We start from the raw sequence: 13,868 nt of genomic DNA, 5'->3' as shown, positions 1-13,868 counted from the left end.
GGGGCCAGGCCGAGGGTTGCATCCGATGAGCACGATAGAGCAATTCCGGCACGACACCCGTGCCTGGCTGGAGGCCAACTGCCCGCAATCGATGCGCACCGCCATGGGCGAGGGCGATGTGGTCTGGGGCGCCAGCCAGCCGCAGTTCCCCAATGACGATGCGCGCCTGTGGTTCGAGCGCATGCGCGACAAGCGCTGGTTCTGCCCCGAATGGCCTGAAGCCTACGGCGGTGCCGGCCTGGATGCCGAGCACGTGGCGGTGCTGGAAAGCGAAATGCGCCGCCTCAAGTGCCGTCCACCGCAGATCAACCTGGGCATCTGGATGCTCGGGCCGGTGCTTCTGGCCTACGGCAGCGAGGAGCAGAAATGCAGCCTGCTGCCGCCCATGGCGCGCGGTGAAGTGCGCTGGTGCCAGGGCTTTTCCGAGCCCAACGCCGGCTCCGACCTCGCCAGCCTGAAGATGGCCGCGCGTGACGCAGGCGACCACTTCGTGGTCGATGGCAGCAAGATCTGGACGTCCTACGGCGACAAGTCCGACTGGATGTATGCGCTGGTGCGCACCGACAACCAGGCGCCCAAGCACGAGGGCATCAGCCTGATCGTGCTGGACATGCGCAGCCCCGGGGTCAAGCCGGTGCCAATCGACCTGATCAGTGGCAAGTCGGCGTTCTGCCAAGTGTTCTTCGACGCGGTGAAAGTGCCCAAGAGCCAGCTGATCGGCCCGCTCAATGGCGGCTGGAACCTCGGCAAATACCTGCTGCAGCACGAACGCAAGGCCATGTCCAAGTTCGGCGAGTTCAGCCTGCCTTCGCACTTCGACCTGCTGGCGCTGCTGCGCGAATACCTGCCACGGCCCGCCAGCCAGGGCGAACTGGCCTTGCAGGCGCGGGCGGTGGCCTGCGCGATGGACGAGCACGCCTATGGCCTGACGGTGCAGCGCATGGCCGAGGAGGGGCGTAGTGGCGATGACATCAGTGGCCTGATGGCGATCATGAAACTGCTGCACACCGAGCAGGAGCGCGACAAGTTCGAGGTGCTGCTCGATGCCATGGGCGGCCATGGCCTTGGCTGGCAGCAGCCGGGCTTCAGCGAGCGCGAACTGGCGGTGACCCGCGCCTGGCTCAACAGCTATGCCCTGACCATTTCCGGTGGGGCCTCGGAGGTGCAGCTCAATGTCATCGCCAAGCGCGTGCTGGGCCTGCCCGACGGCAAGAAAGGAGTATCGGCATGAACCTGCGTTACAACGATGAACAACGCCTGCTGGCCGACAGTGCCCGCGACTTCCTGGGCGCGCGCAGCCCGGTCGCGGCACAGCGGCGCCTGCGTGACCAGGGCGTGGCGCAAGGCTTCGACAGCCAGCTGTGGCGCGAGGCGGTGGAGCTGGGCTGGAGCGCGATCCCGTTTGCCGAGCACCTCGGTGGGTTGGACTTCGGCTGTATGGGCCTGGGGCCGATCTTCGAGGCCAAGGGCCAGCACCTGGCGGCGACGCCACTGTTGTCCAGCGTGGTTCTGGCCGGCTCATTGCTGGCCTTGGCTGGCTCGGCGCAGCAGCACAACGACTGGCTGCAGGCAGCGATCCTTGGTGAGCGGCGCCTGGCCCTGGCGCTAGAGGAGGGTGCCCGTCACCGCCCCAGCGACGTGGCCATGGCGGCGGTCGCCGAGGGCGACGGTTATCGCCTGAGCGGGGAAAAGTTTTGGGTCATCGATGGCGTCGGTGCCGATGCCTACGTGGTGGCGGCGCGGACCGCCGGCCAAGCTGGCGAAGAGTCCGGTATCAGCCTGTTCCTGGTCCCGGCCGACAGCCAGGGCGTGCAGTGCACGGCGCTGCCACTGATCGACTCGCGCAACAGCGGGCGCCTGCGCCTGGAGCAGGTGCGGGTCGGCCGCGAGTCGCTGCTGGGTGAGGCCGGCGGTGCCTGGGCAGTGCTGGACGCTGTGCTCGACCGCGGCCGGGCGTGCCTGGCGGCGGAACTGCTGGGCGCCGCGCAGCAACTGTTCGAAACCACCGTGGAGTACCTCAAGACCCGCGTGCAGTTCGACGTGCCGATCGGCTCGTTCCAGGCCCTGCAGCACCGCGCCGCAAAGCTGTACACCGACCTGGCCTTGGCGCGCAGTGCGGTGATGGCCGGGTTGGCAGCGCTTGACGATGCGCAACTGCAGCCGGCCCAGCGCGGGCGGCTGGTCAGCCTGGCCAAGTGGAAGGCCGGCGATACCGCGCTGAAAGTTGCCAACGAAGCGGTGCAGATGCATGGCGGCATTGGCGTGACCGACGAGCTGGACGTCGGCCTGTACCTGAAGCGGGTGCGGGTGGCCCAGGCCTGCCTGGGTGATCGTGATTTCCATTGCGAACGTTATGCGGCCCTTGACGAGGCCTGCGCCTGAGCGCAGCGGCTGGAGAACCCTGATGAGCATTGACCTTTGGCGACAAGCCTGGGAGCAGCTGCTGGCCCCTGGCTCGCCTTTCGAAATGATGACCCCGGCCGGTGGTGGCCCGCGTTACTTCCGCCAGGCGCCGCGCAACCTGTTGCAGGTGATCGACGCGGCGCGGGTGCATGGCGACAAGGAATTTGTCGTCTGGCAACAGCAGCGCCTGAGCTTCGCTGACTATTTCGATGCTGTCGACCGGCTGGCCGGGCAGTTGGCTGGCCCACTGGGCCTGCGCCCCGGCGAGCGGGTGGCGATAGCCATGCGCAACCAGCCGGCCTGGCTGGTGGCCTTTGCCGCCATCCAGCGTTGCGGGGCAGTGTGCGTGCCGCTCAACAGCTGGGGCCTGCATGATGAACTGCTGCATGGCGTGGAAGACAGCGGTGCGCGCCTGTTGATCGGCGATGAGCCGCGCCTGGCTTTGCTGCAAGGCGACCTGGCGGCGAGTGGGCGCACCTTTATCGTGGTCGGACGTGCCGCCGACGCCGAGCTGCCCGCGCATTGCCTGCGCTACGAGGACCTGCTGGCGGCCCAGCCGCTGCCGGTGCCGGCCTTGGACATCGAGCCGCAGGCGCCCGCGCTGATCCTCTACACCTCCGGCACCACCAGCCGGGCCAAGGGCGTGTTGTCCAGCCACCGGGCGATTTGCCAGGCGCTGACCGCACTGGAGTTCCAGGGCGCATTCTGCGCGCTGACGTCGCCTGAGCGGATCGCCAGCATGCTTGGCAGTGGCTTCGCCTCGACCAGCTTGATGGCGGTGCCGCTGTTCCATGTCAGTGGCCTGCACGCGCAGTTCCTCTCGGCCTTGCGCGGGGGCCGGCGCCTGTTGCTGATGTACAAGTGGGATGCCGAGCAGGCGCTGGACCTGGTCCGTGACGAGCGCTGCACCCAATTCAATGGTGCGCCGCTGATGATGCAGCAGCTGCTGGCATCGCCACGTTATGGCGGCAGCGACACCGCCAGCCTGTTCGGTCTCGGCCTGGGCGGTGGTGCCTCCTCGGCCGGCCTGCTGGACGAGATGCTCGGGCGCAAGCCACAGGTGATCGCCGGCAGTGGCTACGGCCTGACCGAAAGCAATGGCATCGGCGCGGCGATTGGCGGCGATCTGTTCGCCTACCGGCCGGCGTCCGCGGGCTGGCCGTTGCCGATCGTTGACGTGTGTATCGGCGACGACCCGTCGCAACCACTGCCTGCCGGCCGCGAAGGGCTGATCTGGCTGCGCTCGCCAACCTTGATGGAGGGCTACTGGAACCTCACCGAGGCCAGCCAGCAGACCCTGCGCGACGGGTGGCTGGACACCGGCGACCTCGGCTACCTCGACGAACAGGGCTTCCTGTGCATCAGCGGGCGGGTCAAGGACCTGATCAACCGCGGCGGCGAGAAAATCTCGGCGGAGGAGATCGAGACCTGCGTCAGTGACATGCCCGGGGTGCTGGAAGCGGCAGCGTTCGCTGTTGACCACCCGTTGTTCGGTGAAGTGGTAGCGCTGGCGATCCATGGCGCGGCGGCCAGCCTGCCGGCGGACGAGCAGGTGCTTACGTTCATCGGCGAACGCCTGGCGGCCTACAAGGTGCCGGCCCAGATCTACCGCGTCGACCAGCCATTGCCCCGCAACGCCACCGGCAAGGTGCTCAAGGCCGAACTCAAGGCACGCCTGGGCAACGCGTGATTGCTAGTCCCTCCGGACGATGCCGTGCCGGCTGGAACCGGAACAATGAAGCCATACCACAAGCTTTATCAGCGAAGGAGGCAGTACATGAAAACAACAACAGGTGTGATACTCGCAGCCGCTCTGTCCCTCAACACCGGCCTGATGGCCGGTGCCTACGCCGCCGTCTCGCCAGAAGAAGCCGCCCGGCTTGGCAAGGACCTGACCTGTGTCGGTGCCGAGCAGGCCGGCAATGCGGCGGGCACCATCCCGCCGTACACCGGCAAGTACCTGGGCCAGGTGCCGGGGTGGAACCACGTCAAGTTCTCCGGTGACCAGCCGGTGGACCCGTATGCTGACGAAAAGCCGATCCTGGTGATCACCGCGCAGAACATGGCCCAGTACGCCGAGCACCTGACCGAAGGGCAGAAGGCGCTGCTGAAGAAATACCCGACCAGCTACAAGATGAACATCTACCCGGGGCACCGTGACTTCCGTTACCCCGACTACGTGTGCCGCCGGGTGGCGGACAATGCCCTGCATGCGCAGCTGGTGAACGACGGGCTGGGTGTCGAGGGCCTGGGCCAGGTGCCGTTCCCGATCCCCAAGAACGGCATGGAAGTGCTGTGGAACCACCAGCTGCCGGCACGCGCCTACACCGAGGAGAAGATCTCCGACCTCGCCTCGGTACTGCCCAACGGCAGCATCGGCTGGGGGCGCGCCCATGCGCGCAACTTGTCGCAGGCCAACTCGCCGACCGTGGAGCCGAAAACCTCCGACATGGTCCAGGCGATGAGCTACAACACCACGCTCAAGCCGGCCCGTGACAACGGTGTGATCAGCATTGCCCACGAGCCCTACAACTTCGTCACTTCTGCGCGCCAGGCCTGGGCCTACAGCCCGTCGACCCGACGCGTGCGGCAGATGCCAGGGTATGGCTACGACCAACCGATGATCGGCACCAACGGCACCATGACCGTGGATGAAGACCGCCTGTTCAACGGCGCGCCAGAGCGTTACACCTGGAAGCTGCTGGGCAAGCGCGAGATCTACAGCCCGGCCAACGCCTTCAAGGCCAACGCCGGTACCGTCAAGTATGCCGAGCTGCTGACGCCCAACCATCCCAATCCCGAGTTCATGCGTTATGAGCTGCGCCGGGTGTGGGTGGTGGAGGCCGACCTGAAGGAAGGTTACCGCCATGTGTACGGCAAACGCGTGCTGTTCATTGACGAAGACACCTGGAACGCGGTGATGGCCGACAACTACGATGCCCGTGGGCAGCTGTGGAAGCACGCGATGATCAACTACTACTACCACCCGGACATGAGTGGCTGGCAGGCGGGTTCGCAGTTTTTCATGGACCTGAACTCGGGGCAGTACACCGGCTACGGGATGACCAACGAGGCGAAGAAGGGGCCGATACTCAACGAGAGCAAGTTTACGCCGGATATGTACACCGCCGATGCTGCGCGGGCGATTGGGCGTTGATGGGTTGATACCCTGAGAGTGATCGAGGCCTGGCAGGGGTGACCCTGGCAGGCCTTTTTTTGTTGAGCTGTTGGGAAGATTGATCGGTGGTGCACACTGACATCGCGGGTTCCACAGCCTGTTGTAGGAGCGGGTTTACCCGCGAATAGGCCGGGCCTGCGGGCCAATATCTTTGGCTGTTCGCTGTTGCAGGCGCCACCGTATTCGCGGGTGAACCCGCTCCTACATTGGTCGGTGGTGCATGCCGCTATTGCGGGTTCCACAGCCCGTCGTAGGAGCGGGTTTACCCGCGAATAGGCCGGGCCTGCGGGCCAATATCCTTGGCCGTTCGCTGTTGCAGACGCCACCGCATTCGCGGGTGAACCCGCTCCTGCATTGGTCGGTGGTGCATGCCGCTATTGCGGGTTCCACAGCCCGTCGTAGGAGCGGGTTCACCCGCGAATGGGCCGGGCCTGCGGGCCAATATCCCAGGCCGTACGCTGTTGCAGACGCCACCGCATTCGCGGGTGAACCCGCTCCTGCATTGGTCGGTGGTGCACGCCGACATCGCGGGTTCCACAGCCCGTTGTAGGAGCGGGTTTACCCGCGAAGAGGCCGGGCCTGCGGGCCAATATCCCTGGCCGTACTCTGTTGCAGGCGCCACCGTATTCGCGGGTGAACCCGCTCCTGCATTGGTCGTTGGTGCACGCCGAAATCGCGGGTTCCACAGCCCGTCGTAGGAGCGGGTTCACCCGCGAATAGGCCGGGCCTGCGGGCCAATATCCCTGGCCGTACGCTGTTGCAGACGCCACCGCATTCGCGGGTGAACCCGCTCCTGCATTGGTCGGTGGTGCATGCCGGTATTGCGGGTTCCACAGCCCGTTGTAGGAGCGGGTTCACCCGCGAATAGGCCGGGCCTGCGGGCCAATATCCCTGGCCGTACGCTGTTGCAGGCGCCACCGCATTCGCGGGTGAACCCGCTCCTACATTGGTCGGTGGTGCACACCGGTATTGAGGCAGGCACCCCACCCCTACACAGCCACCGCGCCAGCCACCTTGCCACCCGCCAACCCCTTGATCTGCGCCCGATACCGCGGCAACGCCACCGCCAGAAACACCGCCGCCAACCCTAGCAACACCACCGAAGCCGCCAGCGCATACCGCAACGACTCCCCCTGCAACCTCGGCAGGAACAAATCACTGAGCATGCCAATCAGCAACGGCCCCAGGCCAACCCCCAGCAAGGTCATGGCCATTACAAAGATTGCCGTGGCCTGGGCCAGGCGGTTGGCCGGGAACAGGTGGGTGATCGCCCCCAGGCATGGTGTTGCCCACCACACGCCAAAGAAGCCGAACGCGCTGTAGAACAGAAACGCCTGCGGCACCGGCGTATCGCCGATGTAGAAGGCGAGGCCCTGTGGCCACAGGAAGTAAGCCAGGGCAAACGGAATGCTGAGCAGGGTACCCAGCAACGGCACGCCGATCTGCCAGCCAACATCACGCCGGGCCAGGCGGTCGGTGAGCATGCCGCACACCAGGGTGCCGATGGTCGACCCGGTACCGCCGATCACCCCCACCAGAAATCCCGCTTGCTGCATGTTGAGGCCGTGGGAGCGGATCAGGAAACTCGGGCTCCAGGTGCCGATAGCGTAGCCAGCAATCGCCGCCGAGCCGCCGGTCAGCACCAGCCACGGGAACGATGGCATGCGCAGCAGCTCGGCCAGGGTCTGCAGCCAGCCCTCGCTCGCCACGGTGCTGGTCTGCTGCAACCTGACGGGTGCCGGTGTGCGCACGGTCAGCAACAGCAACAAGCCAAGGAATATGCCTGGCGCGCCGATCAGCAGAAACGCATAACGCCAGCCGTGGTGCTGGGCAATCCAGCCACCCAGGCCCAGGCCGACGATGGCGCCCAGGCTTGAGCCCAGCATCAATACCGCCAGGGCCGTGGAGCGGCGCTGCGGCGGGTACAGGTCGGAGACCATCGCCACCGACGGCGCGGTGCCGCCAGCCTCGCCGATGGCCACGCCGATGCGCGCCAGGACCAGGGTGAAGAAGTTGCCGGCCATGCCGCAGAGCATGGTCATCAGGCTCCAGGCCATGCAACTGAAGGCGATCACCGGCTTGCGCCCGATGCGGTCCGACAGCCGCCCCAAAGGTAGGCCGAACACGGTGTAGAACACGGCGAAGGTCACGCCCGAGAGCAGGCCGATGCCTGTGTCGGAAATGCCGAACTCGAGTTTTACCGGTTCGATCAGGATCGCCATCAGCTGGCGGTCGATGTAGTTGAACACGTAGATGCTGGCCAGCACCAGCAAGGCGTAGTGGGTACGCCAGGTCACGGGAGGGGATGGGTTCACTGTACGGCTCCGCTTCTTGTTTTAGGTGCGCACGATGCTCGACGCATCCTGGCGCGATTTCATCGTCTGTTCAGACCAGTTTCGCCGCGCCGGCGTGCGCCTCGCCGGGCGTTGGCCAGGCAGCGCAAGACTAGTCTCGACGGACGATGTTTCGCACCTGCCCAGGGTGAATCATTCAGCCCATGCCCGGTGTTTCGCGCCCCTTGCACACCGGTAACAAGAAGAGTGAAGGAGCTGAAATGAGCATCTTGTTCGAGCCTGTGCGGCTGGGCGAATTGCAGTTGGCCAACCGCATCGTCATGGCCCCGATGACCCGCAGCCGTGCCGACAGCCAAGGCGTACCGGGCAGCGACATGGTTGCCTACTACCGCCAGCGTGCCAGTGCCGGGCTGATCGTGGCCGAGGGCACCGCGCCTTCGGCCAGTGGCCTGGGCTATTGCCGCACCCCGGCGATCTACTCTGCCGAACAGATTGCCGCCTGGCGCCAGGTAACCCGCGCCGTGCACGCCGAGGGCGGGCGCATGGTACTGCAACTGATGCATGTGGGGCGTGCCGCCAGCCGTCATAACAAGCCGCAGGGCGCAGCGACGGTGGCGCCCTCGGCGATTCGCGCGCGGACCCAGCTGTTCAGTGACGCCGCCGGCATGGTCGACACCGAGCTGCCCGAGGCGCTGACCGTAGAAGCTATCGCTGGCGTGATCGACGACTACCGCCAGGCCGCGCTGAATGCCCGCGAAGCCGGCTTCGATGGCGTCGAGCTGCATTGCACCAGCGGCTATTTGCCCATGCAGTTCATGGCTGCCAGCAGCAACCAGCGCAGCGATGACTACGGCGGCGATGCCCACAACCGGGTGCGCTTTGCCAAGGAAGTGATAGAGGCCATGGCCGCAGCCATTGGCGCCGGGCGAGTGGGCCTGCGCCTGTGCCCCGGCAACCCTTACAACGACATCGACGACAGCGAGCCAGCCGTGACCAGTGCGGCACTGTGCGCGGCGGTAGCGCCATTGAACCTGGCCTACCTGCACGTCATGCGTTCGCCCCTGGCCGACCTCGATGCATTCGCCCTGGCGCGCCAGCACAGCCGCCAGGCACTGATCCTCAACGATGGCTTCGACGGTGCTTCGGCGTGTGCAGCGCTGCAGGCGGGCGAGGGCGCGGCGGTGTCCTTTGGCCGGCACTTCATCGGCAACCCGGACCTGGTCGAGCGGCTGCGCCACGGTCGGCCGCTGGCCGGCTTTGACCGCAAGACCCTCTACACCTCAGGGGCACGGGGCTACAGCGATTACCCCAGCTGGCAGGCCAGCGCGGAGGTGACGCCATGAACCTGCCGCAAACGCTCACTGCCGTGGCCCAGCAGCCGGTCAGCCGCGAGCAGACCCAGGCCTTGCTCGACCTGCGCAGCGCTGCCAGTGCGCTGATCAAACCTCGCGACCTGTATACCTTGGCCGATCGCCTGGAGGCGCAGGCCGATGCCCACGCCGAGCGGCCGTTCCTGATCTATGGCGAACAGGTACTGAGCTACGCCGAAGTCGACAGCCTGGCCGACCAGATGGCCCATGCCTGCCAGGCCCGGGGCCTGCGCCCCGGTGATGTATGCGCCTTGATGATGGAAAACCGCCCGGCGTTCTTTGCCTGCTGGTTCGGCCTGGTCAAGCTCGGGGTCGTGGTGGCCTTCATCAACACCCAGGTATCTGGCAAACCCTTGCTGCACGCTTTGCAAACCACCGGCGCCAAGGCCTTGGTGGTGGGCGAAGAGTGCATGGGCAGCCTGCAGGCCACCGCGAGCCTACCGCAACTGCCCGTGTGGCTGGTCAACGACGCCGAGCAGCCGTGGTCCGGCCCGCTGCCAAACGGTATCGACACGGCCTTTGCCGCCGACCTGGCTGTTGCCCCGCGCAGCCGTTTCCCGCGTGAGCTGCGCGCGAACATCGAGGCGCAGGCACCGACGCTGCTGATTTTCACCTCGGGCACCACCGGCCTGCCCAAGGCCGCGCGCTACAGCCACATGCGCTGGATGTCGTCGGGTGATGTGATGGAAGTGACCTTGCAGGCCACGGCCGATGACGTCTTCTATTGCTGCCTGCCGCTGTATCACGGCGCCGCTGCCACGTCGGTCACTTCCACCGCCCTGCGCGTCGGTGCAAGCATCGTGGTGCGGCGCAAGTTCAGCGTGCGCGAGTTCTGGAGCGATGTTACCCGCCATCGCATCAGCGTATTCCAGTACATCGGCGAAATCTGCCGCTACCTGCTCAACCGCCCGGCGCAGCCCGGCGAACGTGAGCACAGCCTGCGCTGCATGCTCGGTGCCGGCCTGTCGGGCGACGCCTGGCAGCGTTGGGTCGAGCGTTTCGGGCCGATCCAGGTGTTCGAAGGTTGGGGGGCCACCGAGGCCAATACCAACCTGATCAACGTCGACAACTACCTCGGCTCGTGCGGTCGGGTACCAGACTGGAGCCGCACCAACCTGCGCCTGGTGCGCTACGACGTAGAGAACGATTGCCACCCGCGTGACGAAAACGGCCTCTACCAGCTGTGCGAGGTTGGCGAAGTGGGCGAGGCGATGGGCTTTATCGTCGACCACCCGGACATTGGCGGCGGTCGCTTCGAGGGCTACACCTGCGCTGCCGCCACCGAAAGCAAGATCCGCCGTGATGTGCTGCAGGCAGGCGATGCCTGGTGGAGTTCGGGCGACCTGCTGCGCCAGGATGCCGACGGCTACTGCTACTTTGTCGACCGCATCGGCGATACCTTCCGCTGGAAAAGCGAGAACGTCTCCACCCAGGAGGTGGCCGACGCCCTCAGCGACCTGCCGGGCCTTGAACTGATCAACGTCTACGGCGTGCAGGTGCCGGAGCACGAGGGCAGGGCGGGCATGGCCGCAGTGCTGATGCAGCCAGGCCAGGTGTTCGACCCGCAGGCGTTGTACCAGCTGACCGAGGCACGCCTGCCGCGCTATGCCGCGCCAATGTTCGTGCGGGTGAGTGCGGCGGCGGACCTGACCAGCACCTTCAAGTTGCGCAAGGTCGACTTGCAGCGCCAAGGCTATTGCCCGCAGGCCTGCGCCGACCCGCTGTTCATCCGCGATGAAAACAGCCGCAGCTACCAGCCCTATTCCGTGGAGGTGCTGGCGCAGGTGGGCCTGCCAGCATTCATCGGTGGCCAGCATGGTTGAACTCGACGGCAACGGCCACGCGCTGGAGGGTGGCCTGCGCTACCCCTGGCCGCAGGCGCAAGGCAGCGGCGAGTGGCGGGAGGTGCTGGACGGGGTGTGGTGGCTGCGCATGCCGCTGCCGTTCCGCCTCGACCACATCAACCTGTACCTGCTGCGCCATGGCGACGGCTGGGTGGTGGTGGACAGCGGTATGAATACCGCGCAAACCCATGATGTGTGGGAACAGGTTTTTACCGGGCTGTTCGCCGGCCAGCCGGTGCTGGCGGTGATCTGCACCCACTACCACTCCGACCATGCCGGGGTGGCAGCCTGGCTCGCCGAGCGCTATCGCTGCCCAGTGTACATGACCGCCAGCGAGTACCGCTCGCTGTACGTGACGGTGCCAGCGGGGCAGGCACCGGCTTGGGATTTCCACGACTTCCATGCCAAGGCGGGCTTCAGCGACGAGCAGATCGACGAGCTGTACCGGTTGATCCAGAACGGCCACTTCCGCCCGTTGCATTTCAACAGCTACCGGCGCTTGCGCGACGGCGACCGCTTGCCCATCGGCAACCGCCAGTGGCGCGTGGTGATCGGCCGTGGCCATTCCCCCGAGCACGCTTGCCTGTATGCCGAGGATGGCAGCGTGCTGATCGCCGGCGACCAGGTGTTGCCACGCATTACCCCGACCGTGGGCGTGCATGCCACCGAGCCCGAAGCCGACCCGCTGCGTGACTGGCTGGCCTCGCTCGACCACCTGCGCGGCTTGCCGGACAGCGTACTGGTGCTGCCCGCCCACGAGCGACCGTTCTACAACCTGCACGCGCGCCTGGACCAGTTGCATGCGCATCACCAGGCCCAGTTGTCGCGGATGTTGGCCAGCTGTGACGAGCCACGTAGCGCGCTCGAACTGATGGCCGTGCTGTTCCCCAGGCTGTCAGGGCGTTTCGACGAACTGATGGCGCTTGGCGAAACGTTGGCCCATGCCAACTACCTCATGGCCGAAGGGCTGCTGGTGCGCGAACTCCATCAGGCGCATTACCGCTACCGCCGTGGCCCGCAGGGGAAAATTGCGGCCGCGCCCGGCTCGACGGCAACGTTGAACATTCCTGGCAGCCAGCTGGTTGCCCATCAGGAGAGTCCGTGTGATCGACAAGAACAACAATAACGGTACTGGCCTTGCTTGCCGCGGTTTGCCGCTGGCCAGCCTGACGGCGGCAATTGCCCTGGCCTCGGCATCGGCCTGGGCGGGGGAGACCATCGAGTTCGACAATGGCGCCACCATCGACTGGTCGGTGACCACCAGCTACGGCATCGGCGTGCGCCTGGCCAAGCCCAGCGACCGCCTGATGGGGGTGAACGCCGACGACGGTGACCGCAACTTCAACCAGGGCAGCCTGACCACCAACCGCCTGGGTGCCCTGGGCGAGATGATCATGCGCATGGACAACTACGGCGCCGTGGTGCGCGCCAGTACCTTCTACGACGACGTCTACCACCGCAAGAACGACAACAACTCGCCGGCCACGGTCAACAAGGCCGGCGACAACGACGAATTCACCAGCGACGCGAAATACTACAGCGGTGGCCGCTCCCGCCTGCTGGATGCCTATGTGTTTGGTGGCTGGCGCTTCGACAACGACTCGATGCTCGACGTCAAGGCCGGGCGCCATATCGAATCGTGGGGCGAAAGCCTGTACTACCCCGGGGTCAACGGGGTGCAGAACCCTTCGGATGCGGTCAAGGCGGCGCAGCCCGGCGTCGAAGTCAAGGAAGTGCTGCTGCCGGTCGGCCAGGTGTCGGCTTCGTACCGCTTCAACCCGCAGTTCACCCTGGGCGGTTACGTGCAGTACGAATGGAAGGGCACCGAGCTGGCCCCGGTAGGTAGCTACCTGTCGGGCACCGACGTGATCGGCCCAGGCCGTGAATTCCTCATCACGCCGACCGGCAATGTGCCCTACCGTGGCACCGACGAGCCGCGCGACAGTGGCCAATGGGGCGTGCAGTTGCGCTACCGGCCGGTACCGGCGCTGGAGCTGTCGCTGTTCCACGTCAACTACCACGACAAAAACCCGGCCACCGCCCTGGTCGGCTACAGCCCGGTTCCGGTAGGCGGTGGCCTGTTCGCCTTCGCCGCCAACGGCTATCGGGTGAAGTACTTCGAAGACATAAAGCTCACCGGCATCAGCGCGTCGACCAAGCTCGGCGACACCCAGATCGGCGCTGAATGGTCGTACCGCGACGGTGCGCCGGTAATGGTCAGCACCGGCCTGGGGCCTACCCCGGCGCGCGGCAAGGGCCAGCAGTTCCAGGTCTCGGCCATGCGCGTGCTGGGCGACCGCCCCTGGGCCAGCCAGACCACCCTTACCGGGGAGATCATTCACGTACGCGTCGACAGCGTCGACGCCACTTCGGCAGCCGGCAACCTGCAGGGCGTGGCGCTGCTGCCGAGCCTGCGACCTTTGGTTGGAGCTTCCGATGACTTCACCTACAAAACCGCGACGGGCTGGCGCTCCCGCGATGCCAGTGCCTACACCGTCGGCGCATCGTTCAGTTATCCGGGCGTTTTCCAAGGCTGGGATCTGGAAGTGCCGGTGCGCTTCTCCAACGTGTTCAGTGGCTCGACGCCCATGTCCGGGAGCATCTCCGGGGTACAGGGCGACCGCCGCATCAGCGTAGGCACCACCTTCAAGTACCTGGGCAACCTGGAAGCCGCGCTGACCTATGTCGGTTACCTCGGCTCGCCGGATGCGATCAAGCGCCCGTATGCCGACCGTGACTACGCCACCTTCTCGCTGAAATACACCTTCTGACCAATCAC

At 65.9% G+C, this 13,868-nt stretch carries 9 protein-coding genes; 8 read left to right on the top strand and 1 reads right to left on the bottom strand.

The window, feature by feature from the left end; genetic code table 11:
- Nucleotides 1–25 precede the first annotated feature (25 nt).
- The 4 genes from ACIP1G_RS25240 (at nucleotide 26) to ACIP1G_RS25225 (ending at nucleotide 5,560) form a co-directional block, all read left to right on the top strand.
- A complete protein-coding gene (locus ACIP1G_RS25240) occupies nucleotides 26–1,231 on the top strand; it encodes an acyl-CoA dehydrogenase family protein (protein ID WP_400741827.1) in 1,206 nt (401 codons plus the stop codon).
- Nucleotides 1,228–2,382, top strand: a complete 1,155-nt coding sequence (locus tag ACIP1G_RS25235; RefSeq protein ID WP_400741825.1) for an acyl-CoA dehydrogenase family protein — start codon at nucleotides 1,228–1,230, stop codon at nucleotides 2,380–2,382. The genes ACIP1G_RS25240 and ACIP1G_RS25235 overlap by 4 nt, the downstream gene beginning before the upstream one ends.
- Before the next feature lie 22 nt (nucleotides 2,383–2,404).
- Nucleotides 2,405–4,093 carry a class I adenylate-forming enzyme family protein gene (locus ACIP1G_RS25230; RefSeq protein WP_400741823.1) on the top strand — a complete coding sequence of 563 codons (1,689 nt, stop codon included), beginning with the start codon at nucleotides 2,405–2,407 and terminating at the stop codon, nucleotides 4,091–4,093.
- Nucleotides 4,094–4,180: 87 nt separating this feature from the next.
- Entirely contained in the window at nucleotides 4,181–5,560 is a 1,380-nt protein-coding gene (locus ACIP1G_RS25225; RefSeq protein ID WP_400741821.1) for a DUF1329 domain-containing protein, read from the top strand.
- Between the two features lie 1,010 nt (nucleotides 5,561–6,570).
- On the opposite strand, the gene ACIP1G_RS25220 is transcribed toward ACIP1G_RS25225, so the two are convergent.
- On the bottom strand, nucleotides 6,571–7,896 hold the full coding sequence (locus ACIP1G_RS25220; RefSeq protein ID WP_400741819.1) for a spinster family MFS transporter: 1,326 nt from the start codon (nucleotides 7,894–7,896) through the stop codon (nucleotides 6,571–6,573).
- Nucleotides 7,897–8,135: 239 nt separating this feature from the next.
- Between ACIP1G_RS25220 and ACIP1G_RS25215 the strand changes: the two genes are divergently transcribed.
- From ACIP1G_RS25215 to ACIP1G_RS25200, 4 genes are read left to right on the top strand one after another with little or no spacing between them, the layout of a single operon-like run.
- Entirely contained in the window at nucleotides 8,136–9,218 is a 1,083-nt protein-coding gene (locus ACIP1G_RS25215; protein ID WP_400741817.1) for an alkene reductase, read from the top strand.
- Nucleotides 9,215–11,068, top strand: coding sequence for a long-chain-acyl-CoA synthetase (locus ACIP1G_RS25210; RefSeq protein WP_400741815.1), 1,854 nt, complete (start codon nucleotides 9,215–9,217; stop codon nucleotides 11,066–11,068). The genes ACIP1G_RS25215 and ACIP1G_RS25210 overlap by 4 nt, the downstream gene beginning before the upstream one ends.
- On the top strand, nucleotides 11,061–12,215 hold the full coding sequence (locus ACIP1G_RS25205) for an MBL fold metallo-hydrolase (RefSeq protein WP_400741813.1): 1,155 nt from the start codon (nucleotides 11,061–11,063) through the stop codon (nucleotides 12,213–12,215). The genes ACIP1G_RS25210 and ACIP1G_RS25205 overlap by 8 nt, the downstream gene beginning before the upstream one ends.
- Nucleotides 12,193–13,860 (top strand): DUF1302 domain-containing protein, encoded by a 1,668-nt coding sequence (locus tag ACIP1G_RS25200; protein ID WP_400741811.1) that lies wholly within the window; start codon nucleotides 12,193–12,195, stop codon nucleotides 13,858–13,860. Before ACIP1G_RS25205 ends, ACIP1G_RS25200 begins: the two co-directional genes overlap by 23 nt.
- The last annotated feature ends 8 nt before the right edge of the window (nucleotides 13,861–13,868 follow it).

It is taken from the genome of Pseudomonas sp. NPDC089392 (genome assembly GCF_044749595.1).
Taxonomy (GTDB): Bacteria; Pseudomonadota; Gammaproteobacteria; order Pseudomonadales; family Pseudomonadaceae; genus Aquipseudomonas.
The sequence above is the reverse complement of the archived record's forward strand: the minus strand, read 5'-3'. Positions and strand labels throughout refer to the sequence as shown.

Bases quoted from the DNA above. Each gene is read 5' to 3' on its own strand.
- ACIP1G_RS25240 (WP_400741827.1), top strand. From the start codon at position 26: ATGAGCACGATAGAGCAATTCCGGCACGACACCCGTGCCTGGCTGGAG.
- ACIP1G_RS25235 (WP_400741825.1), top strand. From the start codon at position 1,228: ATGAACCTGCGTTACAACGATGAACAACGCCTGCTGGCCGACAGTGCC.
- ACIP1G_RS25230 (WP_400741823.1), top strand. From the start codon at position 2,405: ATGAGCATTGACCTTTGGCGACAAGCCTGGGAGCAGCTGCTGGCCCCT.
- ACIP1G_RS25225 (WP_400741821.1), top strand. From the start codon at position 4,181: ATGAAAACAACAACAGGTGTGATACTCGCAGCCGCTCTGTCCCTCAAC.
- ACIP1G_RS25215 (WP_400741817.1), top strand. From the start codon at position 8,136: ATGAGCATCTTGTTCGAGCCTGTGCGGCTGGGCGAATTGCAGTTGGCC.
- ACIP1G_RS25210 (WP_400741815.1), top strand. From the start codon at position 9,215: ATGAACCTGCCGCAAACGCTCACTGCCGTGGCCCAGCAGCCGGTCAGC.
- ACIP1G_RS25205 (WP_400741813.1), top strand. From the start codon at position 11,061: ATGGTTGAACTCGACGGCAACGGCCACGCGCTGGAGGGTGGCCTGCGC.